Source organism: Micromonospora sagamiensis, assembly GCF_014680085.1.
Lineage (GTDB): Bacteria > Actinomycetota > Actinomycetes > Mycobacteriales > Micromonosporaceae > Micromonospora > Micromonospora inyonensis.
This window is the reverse complement of the sequence record NZ_AP023438.1, coordinates 4,046,785-4,073,201: the sequence shown is the minus strand read 5'-3', so window position 1 is coordinate 4,073,201 and position 26,417 is coordinate 4,046,785. Positions and strand designations below refer to the sequence as shown.

At 71.2% G+C, this 26,417-nt stretch carries 25 protein-coding genes, 1 tRNA gene and 1 other RNA gene; 10 read left to right on the top strand and 17 right to left on the bottom strand.

Annotated features, from left to right (window positions below; all coding sequences use genetic code 11):
• The first annotated feature begins 151 nt into the window (after positions 1-151).
• From IGA62_RS18005 to IGA62_RS17990, 4 genes are all read left to right on the top strand, one after another.
• Complete coding sequence (locus tag IGA62_RS18005) at positions 152-763, top strand: Pvc16 family protein (RefSeq protein ID WP_186500028.1); 612 nt, start codon at positions 152-154, stop codon at positions 761-763.
• A gap of 136 nt (positions 764-899) precedes the next feature.
• The gene (locus IGA62_RS18000) at positions 900-2,258 is read left to right on the top strand and encodes a COG1470 family protein (RefSeq protein WP_145819685.1); all 1,359 of its coding nucleotides are present in this window, start codon (positions 900-902) and stop codon (positions 2,256-2,258) included.
• The gene (locus IGA62_RS17995) at positions 2,255-2,929 is read left to right on the top strand and encodes a helix-turn-helix transcriptional regulator (protein ID WP_145819687.1); all 675 of its coding nucleotides are present in this window, start codon (positions 2,255-2,257) and stop codon (positions 2,927-2,929) included. Before IGA62_RS18000 ends, IGA62_RS17995 begins: the two co-directional genes overlap by 4 nt.
• A 45-nt stretch (positions 2,930-2,974) precedes the next feature.
• Complete coding sequence (locus tag IGA62_RS17990; RefSeq protein ID WP_145819689.1) at positions 2,975-3,367, top strand: PAAR domain-containing protein; 393 nt, start codon at positions 2,975-2,977, stop codon at positions 3,365-3,367.
• A gap of 131 nt (positions 3,368-3,498) precedes the next feature.
• Here the strand turns inward: IGA62_RS17990 and IGA62_RS17985 are convergent, their stop codons facing one another.
• From IGA62_RS17985 to IGA62_RS17965, 5 genes are all read right to left on the bottom strand, one after another.
• Complete coding sequence (locus IGA62_RS17985; protein ID WP_145819691.1) at positions 3,499-5,232, bottom strand: VWA domain-containing protein; 1,734 nt, start codon at positions 5,230-5,232, stop codon at positions 3,499-3,501.
• Positions 5,233-5,360: 128 nt separating this feature from the next.
• The gene (locus IGA62_RS17980; protein ID WP_145819693.1) at positions 5,361-6,590 is read right to left on the bottom strand and encodes a hypothetical protein; all 1,230 of its coding nucleotides are present in this window, start codon (positions 6,588-6,590) and stop codon (positions 5,361-5,363) included.
• A gap of 120 nt (positions 6,591-6,710) precedes the next feature.
• Positions 6,711-7,016: a DUF2470 domain-containing protein gene (locus IGA62_RS17975; RefSeq protein ID WP_232624682.1), complete on the bottom strand. Its 306-nt coding sequence runs from the start codon at positions 7,014-7,016 to the stop codon at positions 6,711-6,713.
• Positions 7,013-7,654 (bottom strand): biliverdin-producing heme oxygenase, encoded by a 642-nt coding sequence (locus IGA62_RS17970; RefSeq protein ID WP_145819695.1) that lies wholly within the window; start codon positions 7,652-7,654, stop codon positions 7,013-7,015. The genes IGA62_RS17975 and IGA62_RS17970 overlap by 4 nt, the downstream gene beginning before the upstream one ends.
• A gap of 112 nt (positions 7,655-7,766) precedes the next feature.
• Positions 7,767-8,831 carry a hypothetical protein gene (locus IGA62_RS17965; RefSeq protein ID WP_145819697.1) on the bottom strand — a complete coding sequence of 355 codons (1,065 nt, stop codon included), beginning with the start codon at positions 8,829-8,831 and terminating at the stop codon, positions 7,767-7,769.
• A 205-nt stretch (positions 8,832-9,036) separates the two neighbouring features.
• On the opposite strand from IGA62_RS17965, the gene IGA62_RS17960 reads away from it, so the two are divergent.
• Positions 9,037-9,816, top strand: a complete 780-nt coding sequence (locus tag IGA62_RS17960; protein ID WP_145819699.1) for a nucleotidyltransferase domain-containing protein — start codon at positions 9,037-9,039, stop codon at positions 9,814-9,816.
• 158 nt (positions 9,817-9,974) lie between these two features.
• Positions 9,975-10,454, top strand: a complete 480-nt coding sequence (locus IGA62_RS17955; RefSeq protein ID WP_145819701.1) for a hypothetical protein — start codon at positions 9,975-9,977, stop codon at positions 10,452-10,454.
• Between the two features lie 93 nt (positions 10,455-10,547).
• Here IGA62_RS17955 and IGA62_RS17950 read toward each other — a convergent pair.
• A tRNA-Ala gene (locus IGA62_RS17950) sits at positions 10,548-10,620 on the bottom strand.
• An 86-nt stretch (positions 10,621-10,706) separates the two neighbouring features.
• Entirely contained in the window at positions 10,707-11,297 is a 591-nt protein-coding gene (locus IGA62_RS17945; RefSeq protein WP_145819703.1) for a YqgE/AlgH family protein, read from the bottom strand.
• Between the two features lie 201 nt (positions 11,298-11,498).
• Here IGA62_RS17945 and IGA62_RS17940 point away from each other — a divergent pair, with 201 nt between their 5' ends.
• A complete protein-coding gene (locus tag IGA62_RS17940; protein WP_145819705.1) occupies positions 11,499-12,302 on the top strand; it encodes an S-methyl-5'-thioadenosine phosphorylase in 804 nt (267 codons plus the stop codon).
• 124 nt (positions 12,303-12,426) lie between these two features.
• Here the strand turns inward: IGA62_RS17940 and IGA62_RS17935 are convergent, their stop codons facing one another.
• The 8 genes from IGA62_RS17935 to pruA form a co-directional block, all read right to left on the bottom strand.
• The gene (locus IGA62_RS17935) at positions 12,427-13,371 is read right to left on the bottom strand and encodes a hypothetical protein (RefSeq protein ID WP_145819707.1); all 945 of its coding nucleotides are present in this window, start codon (positions 13,369-13,371) and stop codon (positions 12,427-12,429) included.
• 112 nt (positions 13,372-13,483) lie between these two features.
• Positions 13,484-13,859: a transfer-messenger RNA gene (gene ssrA, locus IGA62_RS17930) on the bottom strand.
• A 106-nt stretch (positions 13,860-13,965) separates the two neighbouring features.
• Positions 13,966-14,445: an SsrA-binding protein SmpB gene (gene smpB, locus IGA62_RS17925; RefSeq protein ID WP_091457597.1), complete on the bottom strand. Its 480-nt coding sequence runs from the start codon at positions 14,443-14,445 to the stop codon at positions 13,966-13,968.
• Between the two features lie 132 nt (positions 14,446-14,577).
• On the bottom strand, positions 14,578-15,453 hold the full coding sequence (gene ftsX, locus IGA62_RS17920) for a permease-like cell division protein FtsX (RefSeq protein WP_145819710.1): 876 nt from the start codon (positions 15,451-15,453) through the stop codon (positions 14,578-14,580).
• A 110-nt stretch (positions 15,454-15,563) separates the two neighbouring features.
• Positions 15,564-16,244 (bottom strand): cell division ATP-binding protein FtsE, encoded by a 681-nt coding sequence (ftsE, locus tag IGA62_RS17915; protein WP_091457590.1) that lies wholly within the window; start codon positions 16,242-16,244, stop codon positions 15,564-15,566.
• Positions 16,245-16,363: 119 nt separating this feature from the next.
• A complete protein-coding gene (gene prfB / locus IGA62_RS17910) occupies positions 16,364-17,485 on the bottom strand; it encodes a peptide chain release factor 2 (protein ID WP_091457587.1) in 1,122 nt (373 codons plus the stop codon).
• A gap of 188 nt (positions 17,486-17,673) precedes the next feature.
• Entirely contained in the window at positions 17,674-18,192 is a 519-nt protein-coding gene (locus IGA62_RS17905) for a PadR family transcriptional regulator (protein WP_145819712.1), read from the bottom strand.
• A 320-nt stretch (positions 18,193-18,512) separates the two neighbouring features.
• Entirely contained in the window at positions 18,513-20,141 is a 1,629-nt protein-coding gene (gene pruA / locus IGA62_RS17900) for an L-glutamate gamma-semialdehyde dehydrogenase (protein ID WP_145819714.1), read from the bottom strand.
• Between the two features lie 405 nt (positions 20,142-20,546).
• Here pruA and IGA62_RS17895 point away from each other — a divergent pair, with 405 nt between their 5' ends.
• The gene (locus tag IGA62_RS17895) at positions 20,547-21,560 is read left to right on the top strand and encodes a hypothetical protein (RefSeq protein WP_145819717.1); all 1,014 of its coding nucleotides are present in this window, start codon (positions 20,547-20,549) and stop codon (positions 21,558-21,560) included.
• A gap of 9 nt (positions 21,561-21,569) precedes the next feature.
• On the opposite strand, the gene IGA62_RS17890 is transcribed toward IGA62_RS17895, so the two are convergent.
• On the bottom strand, positions 21,570-22,079 hold the full coding sequence (locus IGA62_RS17890) for a DUF6912 family protein (RefSeq protein ID WP_145819719.1): 510 nt from the start codon (positions 22,077-22,079) through the stop codon (positions 21,570-21,572).
• A 178-nt stretch (positions 22,080-22,257) separates the two neighbouring features.
• Here IGA62_RS17890 and IGA62_RS17885 point away from each other — a divergent pair, with 178 nt between their 5' ends.
• On the top strand, positions 22,258-22,488 hold the full coding sequence (locus IGA62_RS17885) for a helix-turn-helix domain-containing protein (protein ID WP_091457563.1): 231 nt from the start codon (positions 22,258-22,260) through the stop codon (positions 22,486-22,488).
• 100 nt (positions 22,489-22,588) lie between these two features.
• Complete coding sequence (locus IGA62_RS17880; protein ID WP_145819721.1) at positions 22,589-23,185, top strand: Rv3235 family protein; 597 nt, start codon at positions 22,589-22,591, stop codon at positions 23,183-23,185.
• Between the two features lie 154 nt (positions 23,186-23,339).
• Here IGA62_RS17880 and secA read toward each other — a convergent pair whose 3' ends face one another.
• Positions 23,340-26,255, bottom strand: coding sequence for a preprotein translocase subunit SecA (secA, locus tag IGA62_RS17875; RefSeq protein WP_145819723.1), 2,916 nt, complete (start codon positions 26,253-26,255; stop codon positions 23,340-23,342).
• Positions 26,256-26,417: the final 162 nt, after the last annotated feature.

Sequence of the window (26,417 nt, the reverse complement as noted above, 5' to 3'; positions counted from 1 at the left end):
CGGCGAGCATGCCTTCGGCGCGGGGTCGGATCCGTTGCCCGCCGGACCGCCACGGGGGTAGGCCGCACTGCCCCGAAGGGCACCGGATCCGCCCCACCGGCCTGCCCGGCCGCGAGCGCGGGACCGTCCGGGCGACCGGCAGGGTGGGTGGGTGATCTGGGATGTCGACCTGTCGGTCCGGGCCTGGCTGGGCAGCTACCTGCCGCCGGGGGTGCCCGTGGTCTTCGACCCGCCGGACCGCTGCGCGCAGCTGACCGGCGAGCGGGTCTCGGCCTTCCTGCTCGACGTCGAGGAGGACTCCAGCGGCGTCTCCGCCAGCTGGGACGACCTGCGCGACGCCACCGGTCAGGTGACCGGACGCCGCCCGCCGGGGCGGCGTTACCGGTTCGACTACCTGCTCACCGCCTGGGGAGCGGACACCGAACGGGAGCACCGTCTCCTCGGCGACCTGCTGGTCGGCTGCGCGGGCTGCACCGCGCTGCCCGTCCGGTTCCTCGCCGGGGTCCTGGCGCGGACCAACCAGTCGGTGGTGGTGCGCAGCGCCCCCCGCCGCGAGGGGGCCACCGGCTCGGCGTGGGTGGCGCACGGCGGGGCGGCCCGCACCGGCCTGCACCTGCAACTGCTCGTCCCGTTCGTTCCGGAGGCGTCGACCGACCTGGCGCCCGCGCCACGTGAGGTGAGCGTCAACAGCGCCGGCCGGCACGGCGGCGCCGCCGCATCGCGCGCCACGCGCCGGCCGGGCCGGATCAGCGAAGCCGGCTGACCGCCGGGTGCCCCGCTGTGCCGCACACATCTGGACCGGTGGGCCCCGGGTTGCCCGATCAGGTAGCCACGGTTGCCCGTTGGTGTTCCTCGATCGCGGTACTGCCGGCCCCCGCCGCGCGGCGAGACTGCCCGGCATGAGCGTCGCTGTGGGCCTTGCCGAGACCGAGCTGACCGTCGCGCCGGGTGACGAGGTCGGCTGCACCGTACGGGTGCGCAACACCGCCTCCGTCGTGGACCAGTTCACCCTGGACGTGGTCGGCGACGCCGGGTCCTGGGCCCGGGTCGAGCCACCGACGATGAACCTGCTGCCCGGCACCGAGGAGGAGGCCCGGGTCACTTTCCGCCCGCCCCGCTCGGCCACGGTCCCGGCCGGCGACGTCGACTTCGGGGTACGGGTCCGGGGCCGGGAGGATCCGGACGGATCGGTGGTGGAGGAGGGCCGGGTCACCGTCCTGCCCTTCGTGGAACTCGCCGCCGAGCTGGTGCCCCGGACCTCCCGGGCCCGTCGGGCCGGGGCCCACCAGCTGGTCGTGGACAACACCGGTAACACCGCGACCACCGTCGAGGTGCTGCCCACCGACCCGGACCTGCTGCTCGGCTTCCGCGTCCGGCCCGCCGCGCCGGTACTGCGTCCGGGCACCGCCACCTTCGTCAGGCTGCGGGTACGCCCGAAGAAGCGGTTCCTGCTCGGCCCCGACCGCAACCTGCCGTTCCAGGTGGCCGTCACCCGTCCCGACACCGAGCCGGTCACCTCCGACGGGATGCTGGTGCAACGGGCGCTGCTGCCCGCCTGGTCGCCCCGGGTGGCGCTGGTCGCCGTCGCGGTGACGGTGGCCCTGGTCGCGCTCTGGTTCGCGGTGCTCAAGCCGACCGTGCAGTCCACCGCGAAGGAGGCCGCGCAGGTGGAGACCCAACAGCTCAACCAGGAGTTGAGCGAGGAGGTCGCCGAGGTCAAGACGCAGGCCAGCGAGGCGGCGCAGACCGCCGAGAAGGCCGAGCAGGCGGTCACCGGGGGCTCCGCCTCGCCGAAGCCGAGCGCACCGGCGAGCCCGACGGCCGGCGCGGGGAACGGCCGGGGCGGTCCGGGCGGGACGTTGGAGAACGCCGACCCGGAGACCGCCGCCGACTTCCGGGTGGCCACCAGTGCCTCCCCGACCTCGAACGAGTTCGCCCTGTCCACGTACCGGCCGGCGGCGAGGAAGGTCCTCTGGGTGACCGACATCGTGCTCCAGAACCCGCACGGCGACGCGGGCGTGCTCCAGGTGCGGCGGGGTGACACCGTGTTGCTGGAGACCGGGCTGAACAACTTCCGCGACCTGGACTACCACTTCGTGCAGCCGTTGAAGTTCTCCGCCGAGCAGCCGGTCACGGTGGCCGTGAAGTGCACCAACCCGGGCAGCACGCCGTGCACCCCGGCGGCGTACTTCGCCGGCCAACTGGTGCCGGCCGCACCGGCGGCCAGCCCGTCCACCAGCGCCGGCGCCGCCCGATGAGCGGCCGGCCGGAGGCCGAGGTCACCCCGGTACGCACTGCGGTCCGCGCCCGCGACCCGATCTCCCAGGCCGGGATGGTCGCCCAGCTCGGTGCCGACCCCGGCGACGGGGACCCGGCCGGGGTCCGTCCCGTGGTGGTGACCACCGACGACGCCACGGCGGACGTACTGGTGGTCGTCGGGGACACCGTGGACGACTGGCTGCTGGCCCAGCTCGACGCGCTGGCCGCCGGGCCCGGACCGGCCCCCCGTCCGGTGCTGGTGGTGGGGCAGCTCGACGACACGGCCGGGCTCCAGGCCATCGAGGCGGGCGGGCTGAGCATGGTACGACGCGCGGAGAGCACCGCGCCGCTGCTCCGCGAGGTGGTACGGGCTGCCGCCCGAGGGGAGGCGCGGCTCCCCACCGACCTGCTCAGCTCCCTGCTGACCCGGGTGGGACGCGCCCAGCGCCAGGTGCTGGCGCCCCGGGGCCTGACCATCCTGCCCCTGTCGCCACGGCAGCTCACCGTGCTGCGGATGATCGCCGCCGGGGCGGACACCGCGACGATCGCCCGGGACCTGTCCTACTCGGAACGCAGCATCAAGAACATCGTGCACGAGATCACCGTCCAGCTCGGCGTCCGCAACCGCACCCAGGCGGTCGCGCACGCCATCCGCGAGGGCCTGATCTGAACGGACCAGGCCGGTTCCCGGTCTGTGGAATGAAGGAGCACGGACGTGGGCGTACCCGCCGCGAAGCTCGGCGACAAGGTGGTCGGCACCGACACCCACATCATCATGGTCCCGTCCCCGGGCGGACCGGTGCCGACACCCACCCCGATGCCCTTCGCCGGCACCATCACCACCGGGTGCAGCACCGACGTGCTGATCGAGGGGAAGCCGGCCGCCGTGGTGGGCAGCCGGGCGCAGAACGCGCCGCCGCACGTGCCCACCGGCGGGCCGTTCCAGGTGCCGCCGACCAACCAGGGCACCGTCCTCGCCGGCAGCCCGACCGTGCTGATCAACGGCAAGCCGGTCGCCCGGCACGGCGACAAGGTCAACACCTGCAACGACCCCGCTCCCCTGCCGAACGGCACCATCGTCGCCACCGGCCAGGTGCTGATCGGCTGAGGGTGCACGATCGCGGTAACCCGGCGTCACCCCGCCGATCATGGAGTTGTGGTGCCCGATCAGCGGCTTTTGTGGAAGCTTGGGCAGTGCCCAAACTCCATGATCGACGAGCGGTGAGGAGCGGATCGACGTCAGCGGCGGCGGGTGAACACGCCTGGCTGCGCCGTCGGGGACTGCACCAGGAACGCTCCGCTGGTCACCGTGCCGACCGCCGGCACCGACGCGACCGCCGTCCGAGGGCCGGCCGGGGCGTCGGCGAAGACCACCATCGGTACGGCGAACCGGCCGGCCGCGTCGGCGACCACGGTCACCGCGCCGGTGCCACCGGCCCAGGTCACCGTCACCGGCTGCCCCGGCGGGAAGTCCCGCCCGAGGCCGGTGACGACCTGGCCGGGTCGCCCCACGCCCGGGTTGAACTGGAAACTCGGGCTACGGCCGGCGACCTGGACGGTGAGCGCCTGCGCCGCCTGCCCACCGGTGTCGGTCGAGCTGGCCAGAGTGAGCACCGCATGGGCGACACCGACGGTCCGGGGCGTCGCGCCGACGTCCAGGGTGCAGGACTCCCCCACGGCGAGGACCTGGCCGCAGGTGTTCGCGGTGACGGTGAAGACGTCCGACCCCGGGGGCGCCGCGACCGGTGAGGTACCCGTCCCGGACGGGGCCGACCCGCCGAGCGTGGCCGCGACGCGCAGCGGGTAGTCCCCGGCGTTGCTCAGGGTCACCCGGCGGGCCGGGGTGGCGACGCCGAGGGACGCCTCCCCCAGGTCGAGCAGGGTGGCGTCGGAGTGCAGCATCGGCACGTCCGGGGCGGCCCCGGTGACGGTCACCACGAGCCGCTCCGGCCCGCCCCGCACGAGGCCGTCCACGGTGTACGTGACCTGACAGGCGTACTCGCCGTTGCGGGCCCTCGGGTCGACCCGGACGGCGAGGGTGAAGTCGACGCTGCCACCGCTGTCGACGGTCCGTTCGGCGGGCGTGACGTCGGCGCGCAGCTGCGGATCGCAGTCGGAGATCCGGGCGGCGACGGTGGCCTCGATGGCCCGGATGCCGGCGAGGATGGCGGTGGAGACGTCGGCGGCCATGGCGGCGGTGAGCAGCACCCCGCCGGTCCGGGTGGTGATCTCGGTGAACTGCCCGGCCTGGTCGAGGCTGGAGAGCGGTGATGCGGTGACGTCGACCGCCACCACCCGGATCCCCCGGGCGGTGAGGGCCGCGACCGTCCCGGCAAGGTCGTGGCCGAGGACCGGATCGTGCGACGGGGCGTCCCCGAAGATCACCACGATCGGGCTGCTGTCGGCGCGCAGGGTCACCGCCCCGGTGGCGACCCGGGACAGCGCGTGGAGGTTCGCCTCCGGGATGTCCCCGCCGCCGGCCGCGGTCCAGGTGTTCACCGCCTCCTGCACGGCGGCCGGGTCGGCGGTGAGGTCCCGGTTGACCCGGAAGGCGTACTCGTCGGCCGTGTCCCGGTACTCGGTGACCGCGAACCGGGCGTCCGGCTGCACGGCGCTGATGTCCGCGACGATCCGGCGGGCGTTGGCCTTCACGTCCGCCAGCGCCGGGCCCATGCTGCCGGTGGTGTCGGCGAGCAGCACCACGTCCGGGCGGGGCGGCACGCTGGTGGTGGTCACCGTACGGGTCAGCGTGGCCGCGCCGCCGGGGGTCAACCCGATCGTCGTGCCGGTTCCCGGTGGGACGGCCGCCGGTGCGGCGGCGTCGGTGACGCTGATCCGGAACTCCGCGCCGCCGCCGCTGGCCGGTGCCGCGAGGAACGCGGCATGACCGGCCGGCGGGGCGCTGGCCACCAGGACCGCCACGACGGCCAGCACCGAGGCGGTACGCAACGGGCGGGAGGCGAGTGTGGCCATGCCGGCATTGAAGTCCGCCCGGCCGGTGCCCCGCAGCGGGTGGCCGGACAGACCTCGGTGCAGTCCTCGCTGCCCCTCCGGGCAGCACCGGCTGCACCCGCGCCCCACGTCCACCGGCCCCGACGGGGTCAGTCCAGCACCTTCACCGTCATGCCGGAGCACCGGCGGACCACGGCCACCAGGCTGGCCTGGTGGCTCTCCTTGACCGGGGTGACGGTGAAGTGCGCCTTGCGGCCCTTGCCGTGCCGCACCACGTAGCTCTCCGCGTCGCCACCGACCCACAGATCACCGAAGGTCTTCAGCACGTTGTAGATCGGGGTGTTCATGTCGTTCTCGTCGACGTAGAACATCACCAGGTCCTTGTACTGCACGTAGTGGGTGTACGCGCCGTCGGTGTCGAGGGTGGCGATGATCCCGGTGTTGTGCGCGTTGAGCCCCGAGTCGATGGTCACCGCCACGTCCACGGAGTCCCCGATGATGGTGATCGTCATCCGCTCGTCCCGGTACATCCGCACCGGATGGCGGTTCATCGCCTCCGTCACCCGCTCGACGAACTCACCCAGGTCCACCCCCCAGCGGCCGAGGTGGTCCTGCGCCTCGTCCCAGGTCAGCTTCTCCGGCAGGTACGCGTTGGCCTCCGGGTTCAGGGTGAAGGCGACCCCGATCCGGAACGCGTACGACAGCCACGGGTAACGGTTCGCGGCGACCTCGGCGGGCTCGCTGAACTGCACCCCGCGGCGGCGGACGACGGTGACCCCGCCCTCCTCGTGGTACGCGGACCGGTCGGTCCCGCTGGCCGGGGAGTCCGGGTCGTCCACCCGCTCCTTTCCCCTGCCCCGGTCCTGCTCCACCCGGTCCTGCTCCACCTGGTACGCCTTCGCCTCGTGGGCGAGATGCACGCAGTCGTCGAGGAAGGCGTCCAGCACCCCGCCGTCGCGCAGCACCGCGACCGAGGACTCCTGGAGTTCCTCCCGCCACAACCGGAAGATGTCGGGGCCGGCCGTCAGTGCGTCGGCCAGCACCATGACCTCGCTGTCGTCGCGGACCTGGGTGGGCACGTCGCCGTACCGGGCGGAGGTGCGTTCCAGCGCGGTGAGCATCGCCCGGTCCTCCCACGGTCGGGCGACCCGCTGGTGGAACGTCTCCATCGTCTCCGCGACGTTCTCGCCGTAGGCGTTGGTGACCAGCAGGTACTCCACGGCCCGGAGGAACTCCCGGGAGTCCGGGTACCGCTCGTCGACCCATCTGCCGAACATCCGGGTGCCGTAGTCACCGTCCAGCACGGTGGCGAACTCCACGGCGGCGAAGTACGCGGGGTCGGAGGCAGCGTCCTGCCAGTAGGTGTCTCGCCAGGTCATGACCGCTCTTCTCGCTCGGCGACAGTCGACGCGCCTCACCATGGCGTAGCGGTGGTCCCGCCGACACGCACAGCCGGCGGTCTTCCGGGCAGTCCGGGCTGCCTCAGCGGGCAACCCGGCTCAGGACGCCTCGGGGCGGGGGGTGACCCCCAGCTCGGCACAGGCGTCCCGGTACATCCGGGCGGCCTCGGCGCGGATCTGGCGTCGCTCGGTGAGCCGGTCGCGGAACGGGATCCGCACCGGGACCGCCACGTCGTCGACCGTGGCGACGAACTCCATGGCCTCGTCGTCCATCCCGGACATCCGGGCGGCGGTGGCGCGCGGCTGACCGCCGAGCCCCCGACAGATCAGCAGGCAGTCGTCGGCGTGGTCGTCGTTCATGTGCCGCCGCACGGCGGCGACCACGTCCGGTCCGAAGGTCGTCACGCGGCGGCCTCCGGCAGGACGGCGCGGCCCAGCTCGGCCAGCATCGCGGTGTTCAGCCGGTACGCCAGCGACACCTCGTCCAGGAAGCGCTGCCGCTCGGCCGGGTCCCAGGGGACCTCGTCGAGGAGCCTGCGGTAGTTCTCCTTGTAGGCCCCCGGCTCGACGTCGGGGAAGAGGAAGAACCGGACGCCGTCCTCGGTGAAGCCGAACGACCGGCGCACCGCGCGGAGCATGACCTGACCACCGGAGAGGTCGCCGAGGTAGCGGGTGTAGTGGTGCGCGACGTAGCCCGCCGGCCAGGTGAAGGCGACCTCCCGCAGCCGGGCCCGGTACTCCAGGGTCGCCGGGTTCGGCGTCGCCCGCGCGGCCCAGTCCGGGCCGTGCAGGAACTCCAGGTCGGCCGTGAGCGACGGCAGGCGGTGCACCGCGTCGGTGACGAACGGACCGGCGACCGGGTCGGCGCGCATCACGTCCGCCGCCTCCTCCAGCGTCCGGTAGACGAAGGAGAGCTGCTCGGGCAGGGCGGCGTAGCCGTCCCGGTCCAACCGGCCGGCGAGCAGGGCGTCGAAGTACCCGAGGTGCTGTGCCGTCCGGTGGTCCGGCCTGGTCCGTTCCCGCAGTTCAGCCGCGAAGCCCATGATCGCCTCCGGGCGACAACGCTAGCCTGATCGGCCAGTCAGGGGAAGGGCGTCACCCCTGGCCGGCGCCGGTCGCCGCCGTCCGGCACGCCGGGAGCCGGCGGGGGCGTCGTCACCGGCCGTGGTTGCCCAGTCCCCGGTCCCCGGTCAGGAGCCGGATGTCACGAATCGAGGAGCGGGGGAAGACCACGCGTCCGAGCGGGGTGAAATCGGCGGCGTACACGTCGATGAAGCCGTTGTCGTGGTCGCGGTCCGCGTACTCCTCGGCGAACACCGACGCGCCGACCAGCAGGTGGCGGCCGTCGTAGGCGAGGCCACGACCGAAGCCCTCGGTGGTCAACAGGTCGACGCCGTCCAGCGCGACGGTCTGCTCGACCGACCGGCAGACGAGCATGCCCCGCTCGTGGAGCACCACGTTGTGGCAGCACGACCCGCCGGCCGGCACGATGTCCCGCAACCGGAACTCCTCGTCCAGCAGCCACACGTCGCTCTTGCGGCCGGTTCCGGCGTAGTGGTTGTGCGCCATGACGAAGATCGTGTCGGCGTTCCGGTAGATGGAGTTGAAGTGTCGATAGTGCGGGGAGAGACGGCCCTTGCGGTCGTCCGGTGTCAGTTGGATCGTGCGGTGGCGGGTCGAACAGTGCCGGCCGATCGTGCGCTCGACGGCCGGGTAACACAGCAGCCGGTTGCGCAGGGTGTCCGTCAGGATCAGTTCGTCGTCGACGAAGTCGATCTGGTGGATCCAGCGATTCAGGCCGTACAGGTGGGTGACCATCCGCCACCCCGTTCCCGGTTCCGGAATGTGCCCGGCGCTGAGAGGAAGGGAGATGACCCGGCCGTGCCGTCCGGTGATCTGGAACGCGTAGAGTCGCTCGCCGCGCAGGGTCAGGCCGAAGTGTCGGCCAGGAGAGATCATGCGCGGTCGGCCGTCACTCCACACGACGATGCCGTTGCTCGTGGAGGTGACGAAGGACAGCTCCGCCGGCAGGTCACCGACCGCGTAGGGCGTACCGTTCCAGGGGGTCGGCGGAGGTGTGTCGGTGGCCCTGGCCAGTTCCCAACGGCCCACGATCCGATCGACGCCGAACGCGTCGGCGAATCGGTCGTACCGCGCGGAGAACCGCGTGCGCGGCGCCTCCGGCGGTACCCGACGGAACCTCGTCCTGCCGCCGCCCATGCCGACTCCCTTCGTCGCGGATCCACGCATCGCCGGGACTGGGAAGCATATCCACATATCGATGTACTTGATGGCGACCGCGACCCTGGTGAACGTCAGTGACCGGCACGCCGCAGGCCCGGATACGCTGCCCGGGAGCCGCCCTGTCGCGACTCCTGGTTCCGGCACGGCGACCCTGACCGGTGCGCGCTGCTAGGTTCTCCCGGTGGAGACGGTAGAGACGACGGTCGCCCGCTACCTGGCCGCGGTGGACACGGCCCTGCCCGGCTTCGTGGAGTCGCTGTACCTGACCGGCTCGGTCGCGCTCGGGGCGTACCAGCCCGGCCACAGTGACATCGACACGCTGATCGTCACGTCGCGCCGTCCGACCGACCAGGACCGCACCGCCCTGGCCGCGGTGCACGCCGGCATGCCGCCGAAACCGCACCTCGACGGCGTGTACCTCGATCGGGAGACCTTCTTCCAGCAGCCCGCCGACCGCCGGGTCGCGCCGTTCGTCGTCGAGGGACGGTTCCGGGCCGACCAGCCCTGCGGGGAACTCCACCCCGTGCTGTGGCTGCTGCTCACCAGGTACGGAAAGGCGGTCCGGGGGCCGGAGGTGCCCACCCTGGGGCTGACCGTCGACCACGACGCCGTGCGCCGCTTCAACCTGGACAACCTGGAGACCTACTGGCGGCCGCTGGCCGCGAGTCTTCGCGCGGCGGTCGCCGACGTGCCGGAAGCCACGCAGGTGGGCGCCGAGGGCGTGGCGTGGTGTGCGCTCGGGCCGGCACGCCTGCACTTCACGCTGGCCCACGGCGACATCGTCTCGAAGGCCGGTGCCGCCGCCTACCTGGCCGAGGTCCTTCCCGCGTACGGGCCACTGGCGGACCGCGCGCTCCGCTGGCGGCGGGGCGAGCCGATCGCGTTCACCGTGGCCGACGCCCGCGAGGCAGCCGACTCCGTCGAGGCCGTCGTGGCGGACGCCTTCCGGCGCTGGGGCTGACGCGACCAACCGTCACGCGTGCATGATCGCTCCCGCACGGATCCCGTCGACGTCACCAGCCGCGTTGCGGCCCGCCCGTTCTACCGGAAAGTGGACATATCAGTTGAGGAGGATCAGCAATCAAAGCCAACCCGAAGATCCTGGTTTTGATTATTGGCATGTTCCTGCTTCCATTCGCCTTGATTGGATGCACGACGAGCGAGGGGTCGGGCGAGAGACCAAGGATTTTCGAAATCGACAACACGGCGGAGGTCTTCGGCAAGCAGGCCGAGGGAGGCGTGACCGTCAGGAAGCACTACATGATTCTGGACCCGCCCGAAGACCTGACAGAGCTGAAAGAACTGGCAGAAAAATACAACAAGGACCACCCGGTTGAAGGAGAAGTCGGAGCCGCGGAAGGCGGAAACCGGTTTTTCCACCTGTACTTCTACCGGGAGAGTGACGAGCTGCCGAGAGACTGGCAGCCCGACGAAGGCTACCTGAACACGGATCGACTGGAACATCACAGAAACGACGTGATCGCCTCGATAACCTGGTCGGACGCCGACCCGCAGAAGAAATACCACAGTTACCACAAGGACGAGAAAGGAAAGATCATCAAGCAGGTACGTTTTGTCGAGGATCGACTTGTCGAGTGACATCGACGGTTCCGGCGCGTATCCGCTCACCCGCAGGTGAAACGAAGAACGCCCTGGAGGGGGATTATCCCCTACCAGGGCGTTTCACAAGGGTGGAGCCGAGGGGACTCGAACCCCTGACCCCCACACTGCCAGTGTGGTGCGCTACCAGCTGCGCCACGGCCCCTTGCCGGTGTCCCCGGTCGCCCGGGCACGGACGAAACTATACACACACCGGCGGCCATGGTCATCTCCCGGGGGTACCCCCGGCGGTCAGTTGAGCGACACGTCCGGCGGGAAGTGGGCGACCGCCGCCATCATCCCGCCCTGCCGGCGCAGCACCATCGGCCACAGGTCGTCGGGACGGTCGACGAAGGCGTCGCCGGGCAGGGCGTCCAGGACGAACCAGGAGCCCTCCTCGATCTCCTGCTCCAACTGCCCGGCACCCCATCCCGAGTAGCCGGCGAAGACCCGGATGCCGGAGACGTTCTCCCGCATCCGGTCCGGGTCGACGGAGAGGTCGATCGTGCCCACCGCGCCGAGAACCTGGTGGAAGCCCTTGAGCCGGCGTACCGGGTGACGCATCCGGGCCAGGCAGATGGCGGAGTCGGGCTGCACCGGGCCGCCCTCGAAGAGCACCGCCGGGTCCCGGGCCAGCGCGCTCCAGTCGCCGAGGACGTCGGCGACGGGCACCTCGGTGGCCCGGTTGAGCACCACACCCAGCGCCCCGCCGGGCTCGTGCGCGACCAGCAGCACGACCGTACGGTCGAAGTTGGGATCCTTCAGAGCCGGGGTCGCGACCAGCAACTGCCCGGTCATCGACGCCATCGAACGACCGCCGATCGCCTGTCCCTCTCCCTGCATGTCGCCTATCCCCTAACCGCGTGCCGCGACGCGGTCACGCCACGCCGGAACCTCCTGCCGGGACGTCGCCGAACGCACCGGTTCGACCCGGTGCACCGGGAGCGTCCGTGTTCTCAACGCCATGCCTGGCACCATAGCCTGCACCTTGCACGGTGGCTAAGGTCTGACCGGCCGGTAGTGGAACGAGTTTGGGGAGAATCGATGGATCCTACGGCGGAGATTGCGGTCATCGGCGGCTCGGGCCTCTACGCCCTCCTGGACAACGCCGTGGAACACCGGGTGGAGACACCGTACGGGCCCCCGTCGGACGCGATCACCGTCGCCGAGGTGGCCGGTCGGCGGGTGGCCTTCCTGCCCCGGCACGGCCGCGACCACCGGCACCCGCCGCACCTGATCCCCTACCGGGCCAACCTGTGGGCGTTGCGGTCCCTCGGGGTACGCCGGGTGCTGGCGCCCTGCGCGGTCGGCGGGCTGCGGCCGGAGCTGGGCCCGGGTTCCTTCGTCGTGCCGGACCAGCTGATCGACCGGACCAGCGGCCGGGCGCAGACCTACTACGACCGGGGCGCGGTGCACGTCTCCTTCGCCGACCCGTACTGCCCCGCCGGTCGGCGTACGCTGCTCGACGCGGCGGCCGGACGGGGGGTGTCGGCGGTGGACGGCGGCACGGTGGTGGTGGTCGAGGGGCCGCGCTTCTCCACCCGCGCCGAGTCCCGCTGGTTCACCGCGATCGGTGGCTCGGTGGTCAACATGACCGGGCACCCGGAAGCCGTCCTCGCCCGTGAGCTGGCGCTCTGCTACACCTCCATCGCCCTGGTCACCGACCTGGACGCCGGAGTGGAGGGCGGGCACTCGGTGACGCAGGAGGAGGTGTTCCGGGTCTTCGGCGAGAACACCGACCGGCTGCGGGACATCCTGCTGGACGCGGTCGCCGCCCTTCCGGCCGAGCGGGAGTGCACCTGCGCCTCCGCGCTGGACGGCATCAAGCTCCCCTTCCCCCTGCCCTGAGCATGGGTCGCCCCGAGGGGGTCGTCCGACGGACGCCCCCCCTCGGCGGGTCGATCCCGACCGTCGTGCCCGGACCACACCACCGGCTTCCGGTCGCCGTCGACGACCTGCCGGGACAGGTGCGTCAACCGCCGAGCATGGACACCGGCGATCCGGTCACCACGTCCAGCACCGTACGGGCGCCGAGCGGCGTCTTGAGCGTCGCGCTGACCGGCTCCAGCTTCAACTGGTCCGTGCAGACGCCGGTGCCCCGGACCACCCCGGCGCCGACCACCACCACGTCGTCGAACTCGGCCACCAGCGGCTGGACCCCGGTGTCACAGGCACCCACCCCGACCCGCCAGGTGAGTTCGGCGCCCTCGATCGAGACGACGTTCTGGGCGGCGGCCACCTCGGGAGCCGGCTGCCAGGACGGGCCGGCATCCGGCACGGCGGAGACCGCGCTGGGCGCCACGGCCACCTGGGCGACCGGCACGGCGAGTTCCTCCACGGTGAACAGCCAGGCGGGCACGGTGGCCTCGCCACGGCTGGTCCGCAACTCCACGGTGCCGAGTTTGACGCCGGTGACGGTCAGCGGCGTGCAGGCCGCCGTGGCCGGGGTGGTCGCGACCGGTCCGTCCGGGCCCGGCTCCACCGTCGGCCCGGGGACCTTCGGCCGGCCCTCGCACGGCGGCGGGTCTCCCAGGTCCAGCTGCCGGTACGCCTCGGCGGCACTGACCAGCGGCACGTCGAGCGTGCCGTCCGGGAAGCGCACGACGCCCCCGCCCACGCGGGTCGGCGGGATGGCGACCTGCTCCCGGTACCAGCCGGCCTGGAAGGCCAGCTTGGTCTCGTCGGAGAACTTCGGATCCCCGGTGAGGACGGTGGGGGCCTCCAGGGGGACGTAGCCGGTCTTCCAGGCCGGGCCGGGCTGCCACGCCTCGGCGACCTCGGCGGCCCGCCGGTGAAACGACCCCCACCGCTCGCTCGGATCGCCCACCGTGGTGGTCCGGTTCCCGTTCTCCGCGCAGGCGGCGGTCAGGGCCAGCAGGATCGGCAGGCCCAGCAGCAGAGTCACTCGTCGACGCATGCCGGTTCGACGTGGGCCGGGGCGTCCCCGGTTCCCGCCGACCGCGACGTGCCCATGTTCCCTCCGGGGACGACGATGCGCCCCGGTCCGCTGATGGGACCGGGGCGCATGGTGGTGGAGGTGCCGGGAATCGAACCCGGGTCCTTCGCCGCCTTGTCAGGGCTTCTCCGAGCGCAGCTCGCTGTGCCTCTACTCGGCCCCACCGATCACGCGAGCGAGTTGGTGTGACGGGCCCAGTCGCTGATTAATCTCGCCGCACGGACCCCGCGACCGGGTCCGGTTGGCCAGCCTTCTAGCTGATGCCGGCTAACTGGGTCGAAGGCGTTCCCAGGCCGACAGACTTGCTACTCGCCTCAGGCGGCGAGAGCGAAGTCAGCGCGATTGTTCTTGGCGCTTATTGTTTTCCGACGACCGATTCACGAGACGACGTCGGCTTCCTCGGCTCGCTTCCCCTGACGCCACGCACGAAGTCGAAACCTGTCACCCCCTCGAGTGGCTGCCCCTGTCGGCAGCTCCACCAAGCCTAACGCCTCGCGCAACGGGTTTCATCCCGAGCCCCGCCCGCACACTGCCAGACGGACATACGGGACGAAATCACTCGGCCATCCCCTTGCCCCGCCGGCCCAGCGCCCGGTTGATCTCGCGATCGGCGTCCCGCTTGGCCAGGTCCTGGCGCTTGTCGTAGGCCTTCTTGCCCTTGGCGAGCCCGATCTCGACCTTGGCCCAGCCGTCGGAGAAGTAGACCTGCAACGGCACCATGGTCAGCCCGCCCTCCCGGCTCTTGCCGATCAGCCGGTCGATCTCCAGGCGCTTCAGCAGCAGCTTCCGGGTCCGCCGGGGTTCGTGGTTGGTCCACGTGCCCTGGACGTACTCCGGGATGTGCATGCCGTGCAGGAACAGCTCGCCGTCGCGCTCCTGGGCGAACGCGTCCACCAGGGAGGCCCGGCCCGCACGCAGCGACTTCACCTCCGTGCCGGTCAGCGCCATGCCCGCCTCGTACGTGTCGAGGATGCTGTAGTCGTGCCGCGCCCGGCGGTTGGAGGCGACGACCTTCCGCCCCTTCTCCCGTGGCATCGGCCCACACCCCTTCCGTGATCGACTCGGCGGACAGCCCGCCCATGCTACCTGAACGGAAAGAGCCCCCCGGCACCATTTGTTCCCGGTGCCGGGGGGCTCTCATCACCCGGAGATGACCCGTAGGAGTGACTAGACCCGCAGGTAGAAGCGGAGCGTGACCCAGGCGGTGATCGCGCTGACCAAGCCACCCACGCCCGCCATCAGCGGGAACATGATCAGGATGTCGCCCCAGCTGACCGGGGAGAGCAGGCCCTGGAGGGACTGCAACGACCCGTCGAAGAGGAACTGTTTCGCGCCGATCAGGGCGAGCAGGCCGAGCAGTGAACCGATCAGACCGGCGACCACGGCCTCCAGCACGAACGGTGCCTGGATGAACCAGTTGGAGGCACCGACCAGCTTCATGACCGCGACCTCACGCCGCTTGCTGTACGCGGCGACCTGGATGGTGTTGGCCACCAGGAGGAGGGCCGCGATGGCCATCACGGCGGCTGCGGCGAGCGCGATGTTCTGGATCGCGGTCAGGATGTTGAAGATCTTGTCGAGCAGCGCGCTCTGGTCGACGATCTCGTCGACCGCCGCGTCGTCCTTGTACTGTTCGTAGATCGACCGGTACTCCTGCGGGTTGGTCAGCTTGAGCCGGAACGACTCGGGCAGCACGTCCGCCTGGACGGCTCCGACCAGGTCCGGAGCGTCCCGGAACATCTGCTGGAAGCGCTGGTACGCCTCGTCCTTGTTGACGTAGACGACCTCCTCGACCAGCGGGTCGCCGTCCAACTTGGCGCGGAGCGCGTCCCGTTGCTCGGCCGGCACGTCGGTCTTGAGGAAGATCGACACCTCGATGTTCTCGTAGTAGAGCTCCTTCATGTCGGAGACCTGGCGGTACATCAGACCGCTGGCGCCGAGCATGGTCAGGGACACCGCCATCGTGATGATCATGGCGATCGTCATGGTCACGTTGCGCCACAGTCCGACCAGCACCTCGGACAGGACGTATTTAACGCGCATCGGGTATTCCTCCGGGTCTCCGGCAAGTGTTCGTCGTCAGATCGGGCCGCAGGGCCCCGTTCGGGGAGCGGCGAGCCGCGGGCCCGCCTGGGGGCGGCGGGCCGGCGGGCTCAGCCGTAGACGCCGCGGGCCTGGTCCCGCACGATGCGTCCGCTCTCGATCTCGACGACCCGGCGGCGCATCTGGTTGACGATGTTGGAGTCGTGCGTGACCATCACGACCGTTGTGCCGGTGCGGTTGATCCGGTCCAGCAGGCGCATGATCTCGATGGAGGTGTCCGGGTCGAGGTTTCCGGTCGGCTCGTCCGCCAGCAGGATCAACGGCCGGTTCACGAACGCCCGGGCCACCGCGACCCGCTGCTGCTCACCACCGGAGAGCTCGTGCGGGTACCGGTGCTCCTTGCCGCCGAGGCCGACCAGCTCCAGCACCTCGGGCACCACCCGGCGGGCGACCGCCTTGGTCTTGCCGATCACCTCGAGAGCGAACGCGACGTTCTCGTACGCGGTGCGGTTGGGCAGCAGCCGGAAGTCCTGGAACACGCAGCCGATGGAGCGCCGGAACTGCGGACGCTTCCAGGAGCGCATCGACGTGACGTCCTTGCTGTTCACGATGACCCGCCCCTTGTTCGGGGTGACCTCGTGCAGCAGGAGCTTGATGATGGTGGACTTGCCGGAGCCGGAAGGGCCGATGAAGAAGACGAACTCGCCCTTCTCGATCGAGACCGACACGTTGTCGAGCGACGGGCGGGACGCCTTCGGGTACGTCTTCGTCACTTGCTCAAGCTGAATCACGGAGAGGGAGTCTACGCCGTGTGACCGGCGGGGCGTCCCCCACGCCCCGCCGACGCGTGTGAAGTCATCGATTTAGTAGGTTACGCGACAAACGATCAACGCGCTCCGCCCGGAGTCGATCACGCTCGGTCATCGGCGAGCTGTCGCTGCTTGCGCCAGCGGATCCCCGCCTCGATGAAGGCGTCCAGTTCGCCGTCGAAAACCGAGGTCGGGTTGCCCGTCTCGTGCTCGGTACGCAGATCCTTCACCATCTGATACGGGTGCAGGACGTACGACCGCATCTGGTCGCCCCACGAGCCGGCGGCGTCGGTCTTGAGCCCCTCCAGCCGGGCCTGCTCCTCCTGGCGCTTACGCTCCAGCAGCCGGGCCTGGAGCACCCGCATCGCGGACGCCTTGTTCTGGAGCTGGGACTTCTCGTTCTGGCAGGTGACCACGATCCCGGTCGGGATGTGGGTGATCCGCACCGCCGAGTCGGTCGTGTTGACGCTCTGCCCACCCGGCCCGGACGACCGGTAGACGTCGATCCGCATCTCGTTCTCGGGGATGTCGATGTGGTCGGTCTGCTCGGTGACCGGCAGCACCTCCACGCCGGCGAAGCTGGTCTGCCGCCGGCCCTGGTTGTCGAAGGGGCTGATCCGGACCAACCGGTGCGTGCCGGACTCCACGCTGAGGGTCCCGTACGCGTACGGGACCTTCACCGCGAAGGTGGCCGACTTCAGCCCGGCCTCCTCGGCGTACGAGGTCTCGTAGACCTCGGTCGGGTAGCCGTGCCGCTCCGCCCAGCGCAGGTACATCCGCAGCAGCATCTCGGCGAAGTCCGCCGCGTCCACGCCGCCGGCTCCCGCCCGGATCGCCACCAGCGCCTCCCGGGAGTCGTACTCCCCGGAGAGCAGGGTGCGCACCTCCATCTCCTGGATGGCCTTGCCGAGCCCGGCGATCTCGCTCTCCACCTCGGTGAGCACCCCGGAGTCCGATTCGGCCTCGGCCAGCTCCAGCAGGACACGGGCGTCGTCGAGCCGGGACCGGAGGCTGCCCAGCTTGCTGATCTCGCCGTTGACGTACGACAGCTGCGAGGTCACCTGCTGGGCTCGGGCCTGGTCGTCCCACAGGTCCGGCGCGGAGGCCTCCTGCTCGAGCCGGGCCTTGTCCTCACGCAGCCGGTCGAGGTTGAGCACGGCCTCGATGTTGCGCAGGGTGGCGTCGAGTTCCTTGAGCTGTTCGGCGTAATCGGCAGCGGTCACGACAGCCAAGCGTACCGGCGGGAGCGGCCGGCGGCCGGCGAGCCCCGCGGTCGGAGTGGAAAGCACCCCGGCGAGGGGGCACGGCGGGCGTCGCCGGCCCCCGGTCCTCCGGTCCTGGTGGCGTCGTGCGGGTGGGCGGGCTGGTACGGCTCTACGGTCCGCAGGCGGACCCGGCGGCGGATCGGCGCTCAGCCGGGGACCGGAGCGTTCTTCAGCCAGGTCAGCGCGGCCTTGTGGTAGGCGACCGCGAACTCCAGGGCGCTCGCGTCGAAGGCGGCACCCTCCTTCTTGGCGTTGCGCACCTGCTCACGGACGTGCGCCAGCGCCTCGGTGTGGTACTCGTTCGCCGAGGTGTAGAGGTTGCGCAACTGGCTGGCCGAGTGCAGCTCGCCGAAGGCGATCCGCAGCGCGACCGGGTTGCGGATGGTGTCCTTGCCCGGCCCTTCCGCCAGCCAGCGGGAGAACGTCCGCTTACCGGACGGGGTGATCGCGTACGGCTGACTGGATCGTGGACCGGGCTTGCCCATCCGCACGAGTCCGCGCTCGGCCAGTACCGGCAACTCTCGGTAGACCTGACTGCGGGTCATCGACCAGTAGGGCGCCAGCCGGCGCTCGGCGGCGGCCATCAGTTGACCGCCTGTCATGGGACCCTCGTGGAGCAGCCCGAGCAGGGCTGCCGCTGTGGGGTTGATTCCGGAATCCGCCATGCCCATTACGCTGCCACTTTGCTGACCCGGCGTCTAGGATTTGGCGCAATCAGCACGGCCTGTCACTTCCTATGTGCACTGTCGGACGACGACAGTCCATAGAGGATAATCGATACGTTCGGGCGCCTTGAGGATGCCTACGTATATGATCATCTGGTTACGCAGGGTACAGGAGACGGCCGATCGCCTGTCCGCTTTGGCCCAGATTCCACCCGGGCGGGTCATCGGTGGTGGCACGCCGAGGGCCCCACCCCACCGGAGGACGGCGGAATGGGGCCCGTCGGGACGACACCAGCCGGACGCGCTGCGCCCGGACAGCCTCAGCCCATGTGCGGGTAGGTGTGATCCGTCGGTGGGACGAAGGTCTCCTTGATGGTGCGCGGCGACATCCACCGGACCAGGTTGTGCCAGGAGCCGGCCTTGTCGTTGGTGCCGCTGGCCCGCGCGCCCCCGAACGGCTGCTGCCCGACCACCGCACCGGTCGGCTTGTCGTTGACGTAGAAGTTGCCGGCCGCGTACCGCATCCGCTCCGCGACCGCCTCCACCACCCGGCGGTCGGTCGCGAAGATCGACCCGGTCAGCGCGTACGGGGCCACCGACTCCGCCTGGGCGACCACGTCCTCGAAGCGGGCGTCGTCGAAGACGTGCACGCCGAGGATCGGGCCGAAGTACTCGGTGGTGAACGTCTCGTGCGTGCCGTCGGTGCACTCGAACAGGGTCGGCCGGACGAACCAGCCCACCGAGTCGTCGGCGGTGCCGCCGGCCAGCACCCGGCAACTGTCGTCAGAGGAGATCAGCTCCAGCGCGGCGGTGTGCCGGTCGAACGCCTTCGAGTCGATCACCGCGCCACCGAAGTTCGAGAAGTCGGTCACGTCGCCGTAGGTCAGCGAGTCGGCGGTGGCGGCCAGTCGGTCCCGCAGCCCGCCCTCCCAAATGGAACGCGGCACGTACGCCCGCGACGCCGCCGAGCACTTCTGTCCCTGGTACTCGTAGGCGCCCCGGATCAGCGCGGTGTGCAGCGCGTCCACGTCCGCGCTGGTGTGCGCCACCACGAAGTCCTTGCCGCCGGTCTCCCCGACCAGCCGGGGGTAGCCCCGGTACCGGGCGATGTTCTCCCCGACGGTCCGCCAGAGGTGCTGGAACACCTTGGTCGACCCGGTGAAGTGGATGCCGGCCAGGTCGGGGTCGGCGAGGACCACCTCGGAGACCTCCTCGCCCCGGCCGGTGACCATGTTGATCACACCGGGCGGCAGGCCGGCCGCCTCGAACAGGCGCATGGTGAAGTGCGCCGCGAGCTGCTGGGTCGGCGCGGGCTTCCAGACCACGGTGTTGCCGAGCAGCGCCGGGGCCGAGGGCAGGTTGCCGGCGATCGCGGTGAAGTTGAACGGGGTGATCGCGTAGACGAAGCCCTCCAGCGGACGGTGGTCGAACCGGTTCCACACCCCGGGCGACGACATCGGCTGCTCCTCCAGCAGCTTCCGCGCGAAGTGCACGTTGAACCGGAGGAAGTCGACGAACTCGCAGGCCGAGTCGATCTCCGCCTGGACCACCGTCTTCGACTGGCCGAGCATGGTGGCGGCGTTCAGGGTGTCCCGCCATGGGCCGGCGAGCAGCTCCGCCGCCCGCAGGAAGATCGCCGCCCGCTCCTCGAACGGCAGCGCCCGCCACATCGGAGCCGCGTCCAGGGCGGCCTTGACCGCCGCCCGCGCGTCGGCCTGGTCGGCGTGCGCGGTGACCCCCAGCACGTGCGCGTGCCGGTGCGGCTGCACCACGTCGATCCGCTCGCCGCCGGCCATCCGCTGCTCACCGGCGACGGTCATGGTCAGGTCCAGCCGGTCGGCGGCCAGCTCGGCGAGGCGCCGCTGGAGCCGCTCCCGGTCGGCACTGCCCGGCTCGTAGGCGCGTACCGGCTCGTTGCGCGGTTCGGGTACGGAGAACACGGCGTCCATCACAGCTCCTGGCGATCTCGACGGCGGTGGCGAAACCGGACCCGCGGCCACCGACCGACGGCCGGGTCACCGGGCATGACGCCTCACCGGATCGCGGCGACGGGTCCGCCGCGATTCTCCCACGCCCGACCCCACCCACCTAGCCGGCCACGTCCTACCCGCACCTCCCGTCGTACCCGCGCGAACCGCCCTCCGGTCCGGGTGGATGCAGGGGCCCCCTCCTCGACAAAAAGCGGTAACAGGGGGCCCCTGCATCCACCCGGTCACACCCGGGCCGGCCCGTCGGGCGGGCGCGTACCCTGGGGAGCCGGTGACCCGCTCGCCACCTTCCCGTGCCCGTCGGAGGCCCTGCCCGTGCCCGTCGATGGGAGGGAACTGGCGCGCGTTCGCGTCGAAGGGGAGACGATGACCCAGCAGTCCGGCAGCTCGACGGCCGCGGACCCGGACCAGCCGGTCGACGACCCGTCGACCGGGGAGACCACCGCCCCGGCGGGCAGGCCGGGGCCCGCCCCGGCGGCCGTCGTCCTCGCGCTGCTCGCGCTCGGCTGGCTGGCCGCGATGCTCTGGTCCACCCGGGCCGCGATCAGCTCCGCACAGGCCGGTGTCACGGCGGTCAGCCTCTCCGCGTACGCGCTGCCCGGGGTGATCTCGGCGGCCCTGGTCGCCGGAGGCGGGGTCGCGCTGGCGGTCACCAACCTGCTCGCCCGCCGGGGCGTCGACCGGGCCACCCTCCGCTTCGTCACCGCCACCGGGGTGGGCCTGCTCGTCGGTCTGCTCACCGCCGTGGCGATCAACCTTGTCTACCCCGACAACGCCACCACGAACGTGATCGCCGGCACCACCGCCGCGGCGGCCGTGGTCGGCGGCGCGCTGGCCGGTGCCCGCACCGCCCGGGTGGTCGGGGCCGTGGTCACCGCCGCCCTCGCCGTCCTGGTCTTCGTGGTGGCGTTCAGCCAGGTCCGCGATCCGCTCTTCGAGCTGTACGGCGGTGGCGGCACCCAGGAGGCGATGGTCGGCGCGGCCCGGTGGGTCTCCCGCACCGAGTCCCTGCTCGCCGGGCTGGTCGCCGGGGTGGTCGCCTTCGGCTACCTCCGTCTGGCCCGCCGCCGGACGCTGCGGCGGCACCCGGACGCGCCGGCCGAACGGTGGCCGGCGTACCTGGTGGCCGGGGCCGGCTCGGGTCTGCTGCTGCTGCTCACCGAGGTGATCATCCGGGTCGGCGGACGCTCCCTGCTCGACCTGGCCGCCGCGCTCAGCGAGGCGGACGCGGTGGCCCAGACCACCCTGGGCACCTCCCGGCTGGACAACGCCATCTGGGTGCTCTTCGTCGGCGCGCTCACCGCGATGATCGCCTTCGGCCGCACGCTCGGCCCGGCCCCCGTCGACGACGAGGACGACACCGCCCCGGTCGAGGACTGACCGGCGCGCTCAGGAGGCGGTACGGAGCAGCAGGTCCAGCTCGGAGGGGTCGTACCACTCCAGCTCGTGGTCCTCCACGCCGTCGACGGTGAACTGGGCGTCCTCGTCCCCGGCGAGCGCCCGGTCGACGACCGCCGCGGCGGCGGCGACGTCCGTGACCGCCTCCTCCCCGTCGACGTGCAGGGCGGCCACCGCCCGCACTCCGACCGGCTGGGCCAGGTCGACGATGCTGGAGCCGAGCTCGCCGTCAGGCCGGCCCAGCACGGCGGCTGGCACGTCGGCCGAGACCACCACGCGACGCCGGGGCGCGGACGGGTCGTCGTGCAGCAGCCGCAGCGCGTCCTGGGCGGCCCGGGTGAAGGCGACGTACTCCAGCTCCTCCTCGTCGCCCTCGGCGTACCACTCGCGCAGGCCGGGGGTGACCGCGTGCACCGCGCCGGCCGGGAGGCCCTCGTCGCGCAGTCGGGTCAGCATCGGTACGGTCGCCGGTACGTACACCCGGACAAGGTCGTCGGTCACCCTGGTCTCCCCGCTCGAGGCCGGCCGGGTATCCGGCCGGGACACCGGCCGCGCCGGACGCCGTGACCGTAGTACACCCGCAGCGACCGGCGGAAAGGCATCCCCGCGCCGCGCCGGTGCGCCACCGGCCCGACCGGTGGCAAACTGAGGCAAACGCCGGCAACGCGAGAGGTCCGACATGGAACCGAGGTTCCTGCTGCTGTCCGACGTGGCGGCCGAACTCAACGTCACCGACTCGCAGGTCTACCACATGGTCCGCAGCGGAGAACTGCCCGCCATCAAGATCGGCGGCCGGGGGCAGTGGCGGGTGGAACGCGTCCGGCTGGAGGAGTACATCCAGCGCAAGTACGCCGAGACCGCGGAGTGGGTGCGGGCCAACCCGCTCAGCGAACGTGAGGCCACCGAGTAACGGACCGGTCACTCCCAGACATTGACCGGGGCTGTTCCATGCCCGAAGATGAAGGCTATCGGAGGCAAACGTAGGCAAACGAAGGAATCAGGGGGATCTGATGGTCGACTCCCGCCGTCCGGTGCCACCACGTCCCCCGGTCCGGTTGCGGCCCGCGCCGCCCCTCGACCCGCCGTTCGCCGACGATCGGCTCGCCGACCTCTGGCCGCGTCCGACCGCCGCCCAGCTCGCCCTCGACCTGGTCGACGCCAGCCGCCCGGGCGGGGGTCGGCCCGCCGGGCGGCCCGCACACCGACCCACCGCGCCGCACCCGCCCCGACCGGCCGCGCCCGCCGTCGCGCCGCCCGCCACCGCCACCCCGGAGGCCACCCGCGCCGCGCACCGCTTCGTGGCCACCTGCCTGGAGGTCGTCAACGGCTACCGGCCGCCGGGCCAGATCCGACCGCTCACCGACCCGCTGCGCACGGCCGACGTGCTGGAGCAGCTCGCCCTGGCCACCTCCCGGCTCGGGCCGGTCCGGCGACGGGCCACCCGCCCGATGGTGCGGCTGCGCCGGCTCCGGGTGTGCCAGCCACAGCCGGCCGCGATCGAGGCCGCCGCCGTGCTCGCCGCCCCGAACGGGCGGAGCTGGGCGATGGCGCTCCGCCTGGAACGCCGGGGGCCGGGCTGGATCTGCGCCGTCCTCCAGATCCTCTGACACCCCGTTCCGCCGGGCGATCCGCTGGCGGCGGGCCGACGCCTGAAGCACAGCCGTGGTCCCCCGGTCCGCCGGCGGCGGGCCGACGCCCGGGGAAGACGCCGCGAGGGGCGTCCACCGCGTGCGGTGGACGCCCCTCGGGTCGTGGTCGCGGTCAGTTGCCGCCGTTGGGTGCGCCGTGGCAGCGCTTGTACTTCCGGCCGGAGCCGCACGGGCAGGGCGCGTTCCGGGACGGGCCGTTGCCGCCCTCGGCCTGACCGGTGGGTGCCCGCCGGGCGCTCGGGGTCGGGGCGGGGCCACGCAGACCGGCCGCCGGCCGGGACGGCGCGGGACGCTGCGACGCGGACCCACCGACACCGAGGGCCGGGGCGGACTGCCGGGGCGGCTCGGCGGGCTGCTCGTCCGGCCGTTCCACGGCCACCGCACCCGCGCCGGCCTCCCCGTCGATGGTCGGTGCGGAGTACTGGAGCCCCTGCTGCTGCGGGGCGCGGTTGAGCCCCTTGGCCCGGATCTCGACCGGCTTCTCCAGCAGCTGGACCTGCTCGGGCTCCGGCGTGGGCTCCTCGACCTGGACCTCCAGGTTGTAGAGGAAGCCGACCGTCTCCTCCTTGATGCCGTCCATCATGCTGGCGAACATGTCGAAGCCCTCGCGCTGGTATTCCACCACCGGGTCGCGCTGGGCGTAGGCCCGCAGGCTGATGCCCTCCTGGAGGTAGTCCATCTCGTAGAGGTGCTCACGCCACTTGCGGTCGATCACCTGGAGCAGGACCATCCGCTCCAGCTGGCGTACCGCCTCCTCGCCGAGGGTCTCCTCGCGACGGTCGTACGCGGCGTGCGCGTCCTCCTTGAGCCGGCTGAGCAGGAAGTCCTGGTCGAAGCTGGCTCGCGAGCCGCCGACCTCCTCCTCCAGCTCCTCGATGGTCACGCCGACCGGGTAGAGCTGCTTGAGGCTGGCCCAGAGCTGTTCGAGGTCCCAGTCCTCGGCGTACCCGTCGCTGGTGGCCCCCACGACGTACGCCCCGATGACGTCGTCGATCATGTTGCGGACCTGGTCGGAGAGGTCTTCCCCGTTGAGCACCCGCAGCCGCTCGGCGTAGATCACCTGCCGCTGCTTGTTCATGACCTCGTCGTACTTGAGGACGTTCTTGCGGATCTCGGCGTTCTGGCCCTCGATCTGGGCCTGGGCGCTCTTGATCTGACGGGTGACCATCTTCGACTCGATGGGCACGTCCTCCGGGATGTTGAAGCGCTCCATCACCGCCTCGACCGCCCCGGCCCGGAACCGCTTCATCAGCTCGTCCTGGAGGGAGAGGTAGAAGCGCGACTCGCCCGGGTCGCCCTGCCGGCCGGAGCGGCCGCGCAGCTGGTCGTCGATCCGACGGGACTCGTGGCGCTCGGTGCCCAGCACGTAGAGGCCACCGGCGGCGGCGACCTCCTCGGCCTCCGCCTCACAGGCCTGCTTCCACTTGGGCAGGACCTCCTCCAGCGCCTTGGCGTACTCCTCCGGCTCCTCGGCCGGGTCCAGGCCGCGCTGACGCAGCTCGGAGGCGGCCAGGAACTCGGGGTTGCCACCGAGCAGGATGTCCGTACCACGACCGGCCATGTTGGTGGCGACGGTAACCGCGCCCTTGCGACCGGCCTGGGCGACGATCTCCGCCTCGCGGGCGTGGAACTTCGCGTTCAGGACCGCGTGCGGGATGCCCCGCCGCCGCAGCAGCGTGGAGAGGATCTCGGAGTTCTCCACCGACACCGTGCCGACCAGCACCGGCTGACCGGCCTCGTGCCGCTCGGCGATGTCCTCCACCACCGCGTTGAACTTGGCCTTCTCCGTCTTGTAGATGACGTCGGCCCGGTCCAGCCGGACCATCGGCCGGTGCGTCGGGATGCTCACGACGCCGACCTTGTAGACCTTGTTGAACTCGCCGGCCTCGGTCTGCGCCGTACCGGTCATGCCGGAGAGCTTGGTGTAGAGGCGGAAGTAGTTCTGGAGGGTGATGGTGGCCAGGGTCTGGTTCTCCTGCTTGATCTCCACCCCCTCCTTGGCCTCGATCGCCTGGTGCATGCCCTCGTTGTAGCGGCGGCCGTGCAGGATACGGCCGGTGAACTCGTCGACGATCAGGACCTCGCCGTCGCTGACGATGTAGTCCTTGTCGCGCTTGTAGAGCTCCTTGGCCTTGATCGCGTTGTTCAGGTAGCCCACCAGCGGGGTGTTCACCGACTCGTAGAGGTTGTCGATGCCGAGCCGGTCCTCGACCTTGGCGACCCCGCGCTCGGTGACCGCGATGGTGCGCTTGGCGTGGTCGACCTCGTAGTCACCCTCGCCGTCCTTGCCGGCCTGGAGCCGGGCCACCACCGTGGCGAACTCCTGGTACCACCGGGCCGAGTGCTCGGCCGGGCCGGAGATGATCAGCGGGGTCCGGGCCTCGTCGATCAGGATCGAGTCGACCTCGTCGACCACGGCGAAGTTGTGACCGCGCTGGACCAGGTCGTCCCGGGACCAGGCCATGTTGTCGCGCAGGTAGTCGAAGCCGAACTCGTTGTTGGTGCCGTAGGTGATGTCGCACTCGTACGCCGCCCGGTGCTCGACGGCCGGCCGGTTCGGCAGGACCACGCCGACGGTGAGGCCGAGGAACTCGTGCACCCGCCCCATCCACTCGGCGTCACGCTGGGCGAGGTAGTCGTTGACCGTGACCACGTGCACGCCCTTGCCCGAGAGCGCGTTGAGATAGACCGGCATGACCGAGGTCAGGGTCTTGCCCTCACCGGTCTTCATCTCGGCGATGTTGCCGAAGTGCAGCGCCGCGCCACCCATCACCTGGACGTCGTACGGCCGCTGGCCGAGCACCCGCGCCGCCGCCTCCCGGCACACCGCGAACGCCTCGGGCAGCAGGTCGTCGAGGGACTCCCCGTCGGCGATCCGCTCCTTGAAGTGTTCGGTCATGCCGCGCAGCTCGTCATCGGTGAGGTTGACGTACTCGTCCTCGATCGAGTTGACGGCGGCGGCGATGGCCTTCAACCGGCGCACCATGCGGCCCTCGCCAGCGCGAAGGACCTTTTCCAGAATCGACACGGATCAACGCTCCCCTAGACAGTCTCGAACCATCGTAGGCGTTCCATCGGCCCAATGGTCACTGGTGGCGTACGTGAGGTCCACGGAAACCGACATAAGACACGCGTCCCCGGCCGTGTGCACGGGGATAACCGGTTACGCCCAGCGCGAACGGTCGGGCAC

Excerpts from the sequence above, each read along its gene's own strand:
- IGA62_RS17905 (WP_145819712.1), bottom strand. The coding sequence starts at position 18,192 with ATGGCGGATTCCGGAATCAACCCCACAGCGGCAGCCCTGCTCGGGCTG.
- IGA62_RS17985 (WP_145819691.1), bottom strand. The coding sequence starts at position 5,232 with ATGGCCACACTCGCCTCCCGCCCGTTGCGTACCGCCTCGGTGCTGGCC.
- pruA (WP_145819714.1), bottom strand. The coding sequence starts at position 20,141 with ATGGACGCCGTGTTCTCCGTACCCGAACCGCGCAACGAGCCGGTACGC.
- IGA62_RS18000 (WP_145819685.1), top strand. The coding sequence starts at position 900 with ATGAGCGTCGCTGTGGGCCTTGCCGAGACCGAGCTGACCGTCGCGCCG.
- smpB (WP_091457597.1), bottom strand. The coding sequence starts at position 14,445 with ATGCCACGGGAGAAGGGGCGGAAGGTCGTCGCCTCCAACCGCCGGGCG.
- IGA62_RS17970 (WP_145819695.1), bottom strand. The coding sequence starts at position 7,654 with ATGGGCTTCGCGGCTGAACTGCGGGAACGGACCAGGCCGGACCACCGG.
- IGA62_RS17945 (WP_145819703.1), bottom strand. The coding sequence starts at position 11,297 with ATGCAGGGAGAGGGACAGGCGATCGGCGGTCGTTCGATGGCGTCGATG.
- IGA62_RS17955 (WP_145819701.1), top strand. The coding sequence starts at position 9,975 with ATGTTCCTGCTTCCATTCGCCTTGATTGGATGCACGACGAGCGAGGGG.
- IGA62_RS17940 (WP_145819705.1), top strand. The coding sequence starts at position 11,499 with ATGGATCCTACGGCGGAGATTGCGGTCATCGGCGGCTCGGGCCTCTAC.
- IGA62_RS17935 (WP_145819707.1), bottom strand. The coding sequence starts at position 13,371 with ATGCGTCGACGAGTGACTCTGCTGCTGGGCCTGCCGATCCTGCTGGCC.
- IGA62_RS17995 (WP_145819687.1), top strand. The coding sequence starts at position 2,255 with ATGAGCGGCCGGCCGGAGGCCGAGGTCACCCCGGTACGCACTGCGGTC.
- IGA62_RS17885 (WP_091457563.1), top strand. The coding sequence starts at position 22,258 with ATGGAACCGAGGTTCCTGCTGCTGTCCGACGTGGCGGCCGAACTCAAC.
- IGA62_RS17880 (WP_145819721.1), top strand. The coding sequence starts at position 22,589 with ATGGTCGACTCCCGCCGTCCGGTGCCACCACGTCCCCCGGTCCGGTTG.
- ftsX (WP_145819710.1), bottom strand. The coding sequence starts at position 15,453 with ATGCGCGTTAAATACGTCCTGTCCGAGGTGCTGGTCGGACTGTGGCGC.
- IGA62_RS17965 (WP_145819697.1), bottom strand. The coding sequence starts at position 8,831 with ATGGGCGGCGGCAGGACGAGGTTCCGTCGGGTACCGCCGGAGGCGCCG.
- IGA62_RS17895 (WP_145819717.1), top strand. The coding sequence starts at position 20,547 with ATGACCCAGCAGTCCGGCAGCTCGACGGCCGCGGACCCGGACCAGCCG.
- IGA62_RS17980 (WP_145819693.1), bottom strand. The coding sequence starts at position 6,590 with ATGACCTGGCGAGACACCTACTGGCAGGACGCTGCCTCCGACCCCGCG.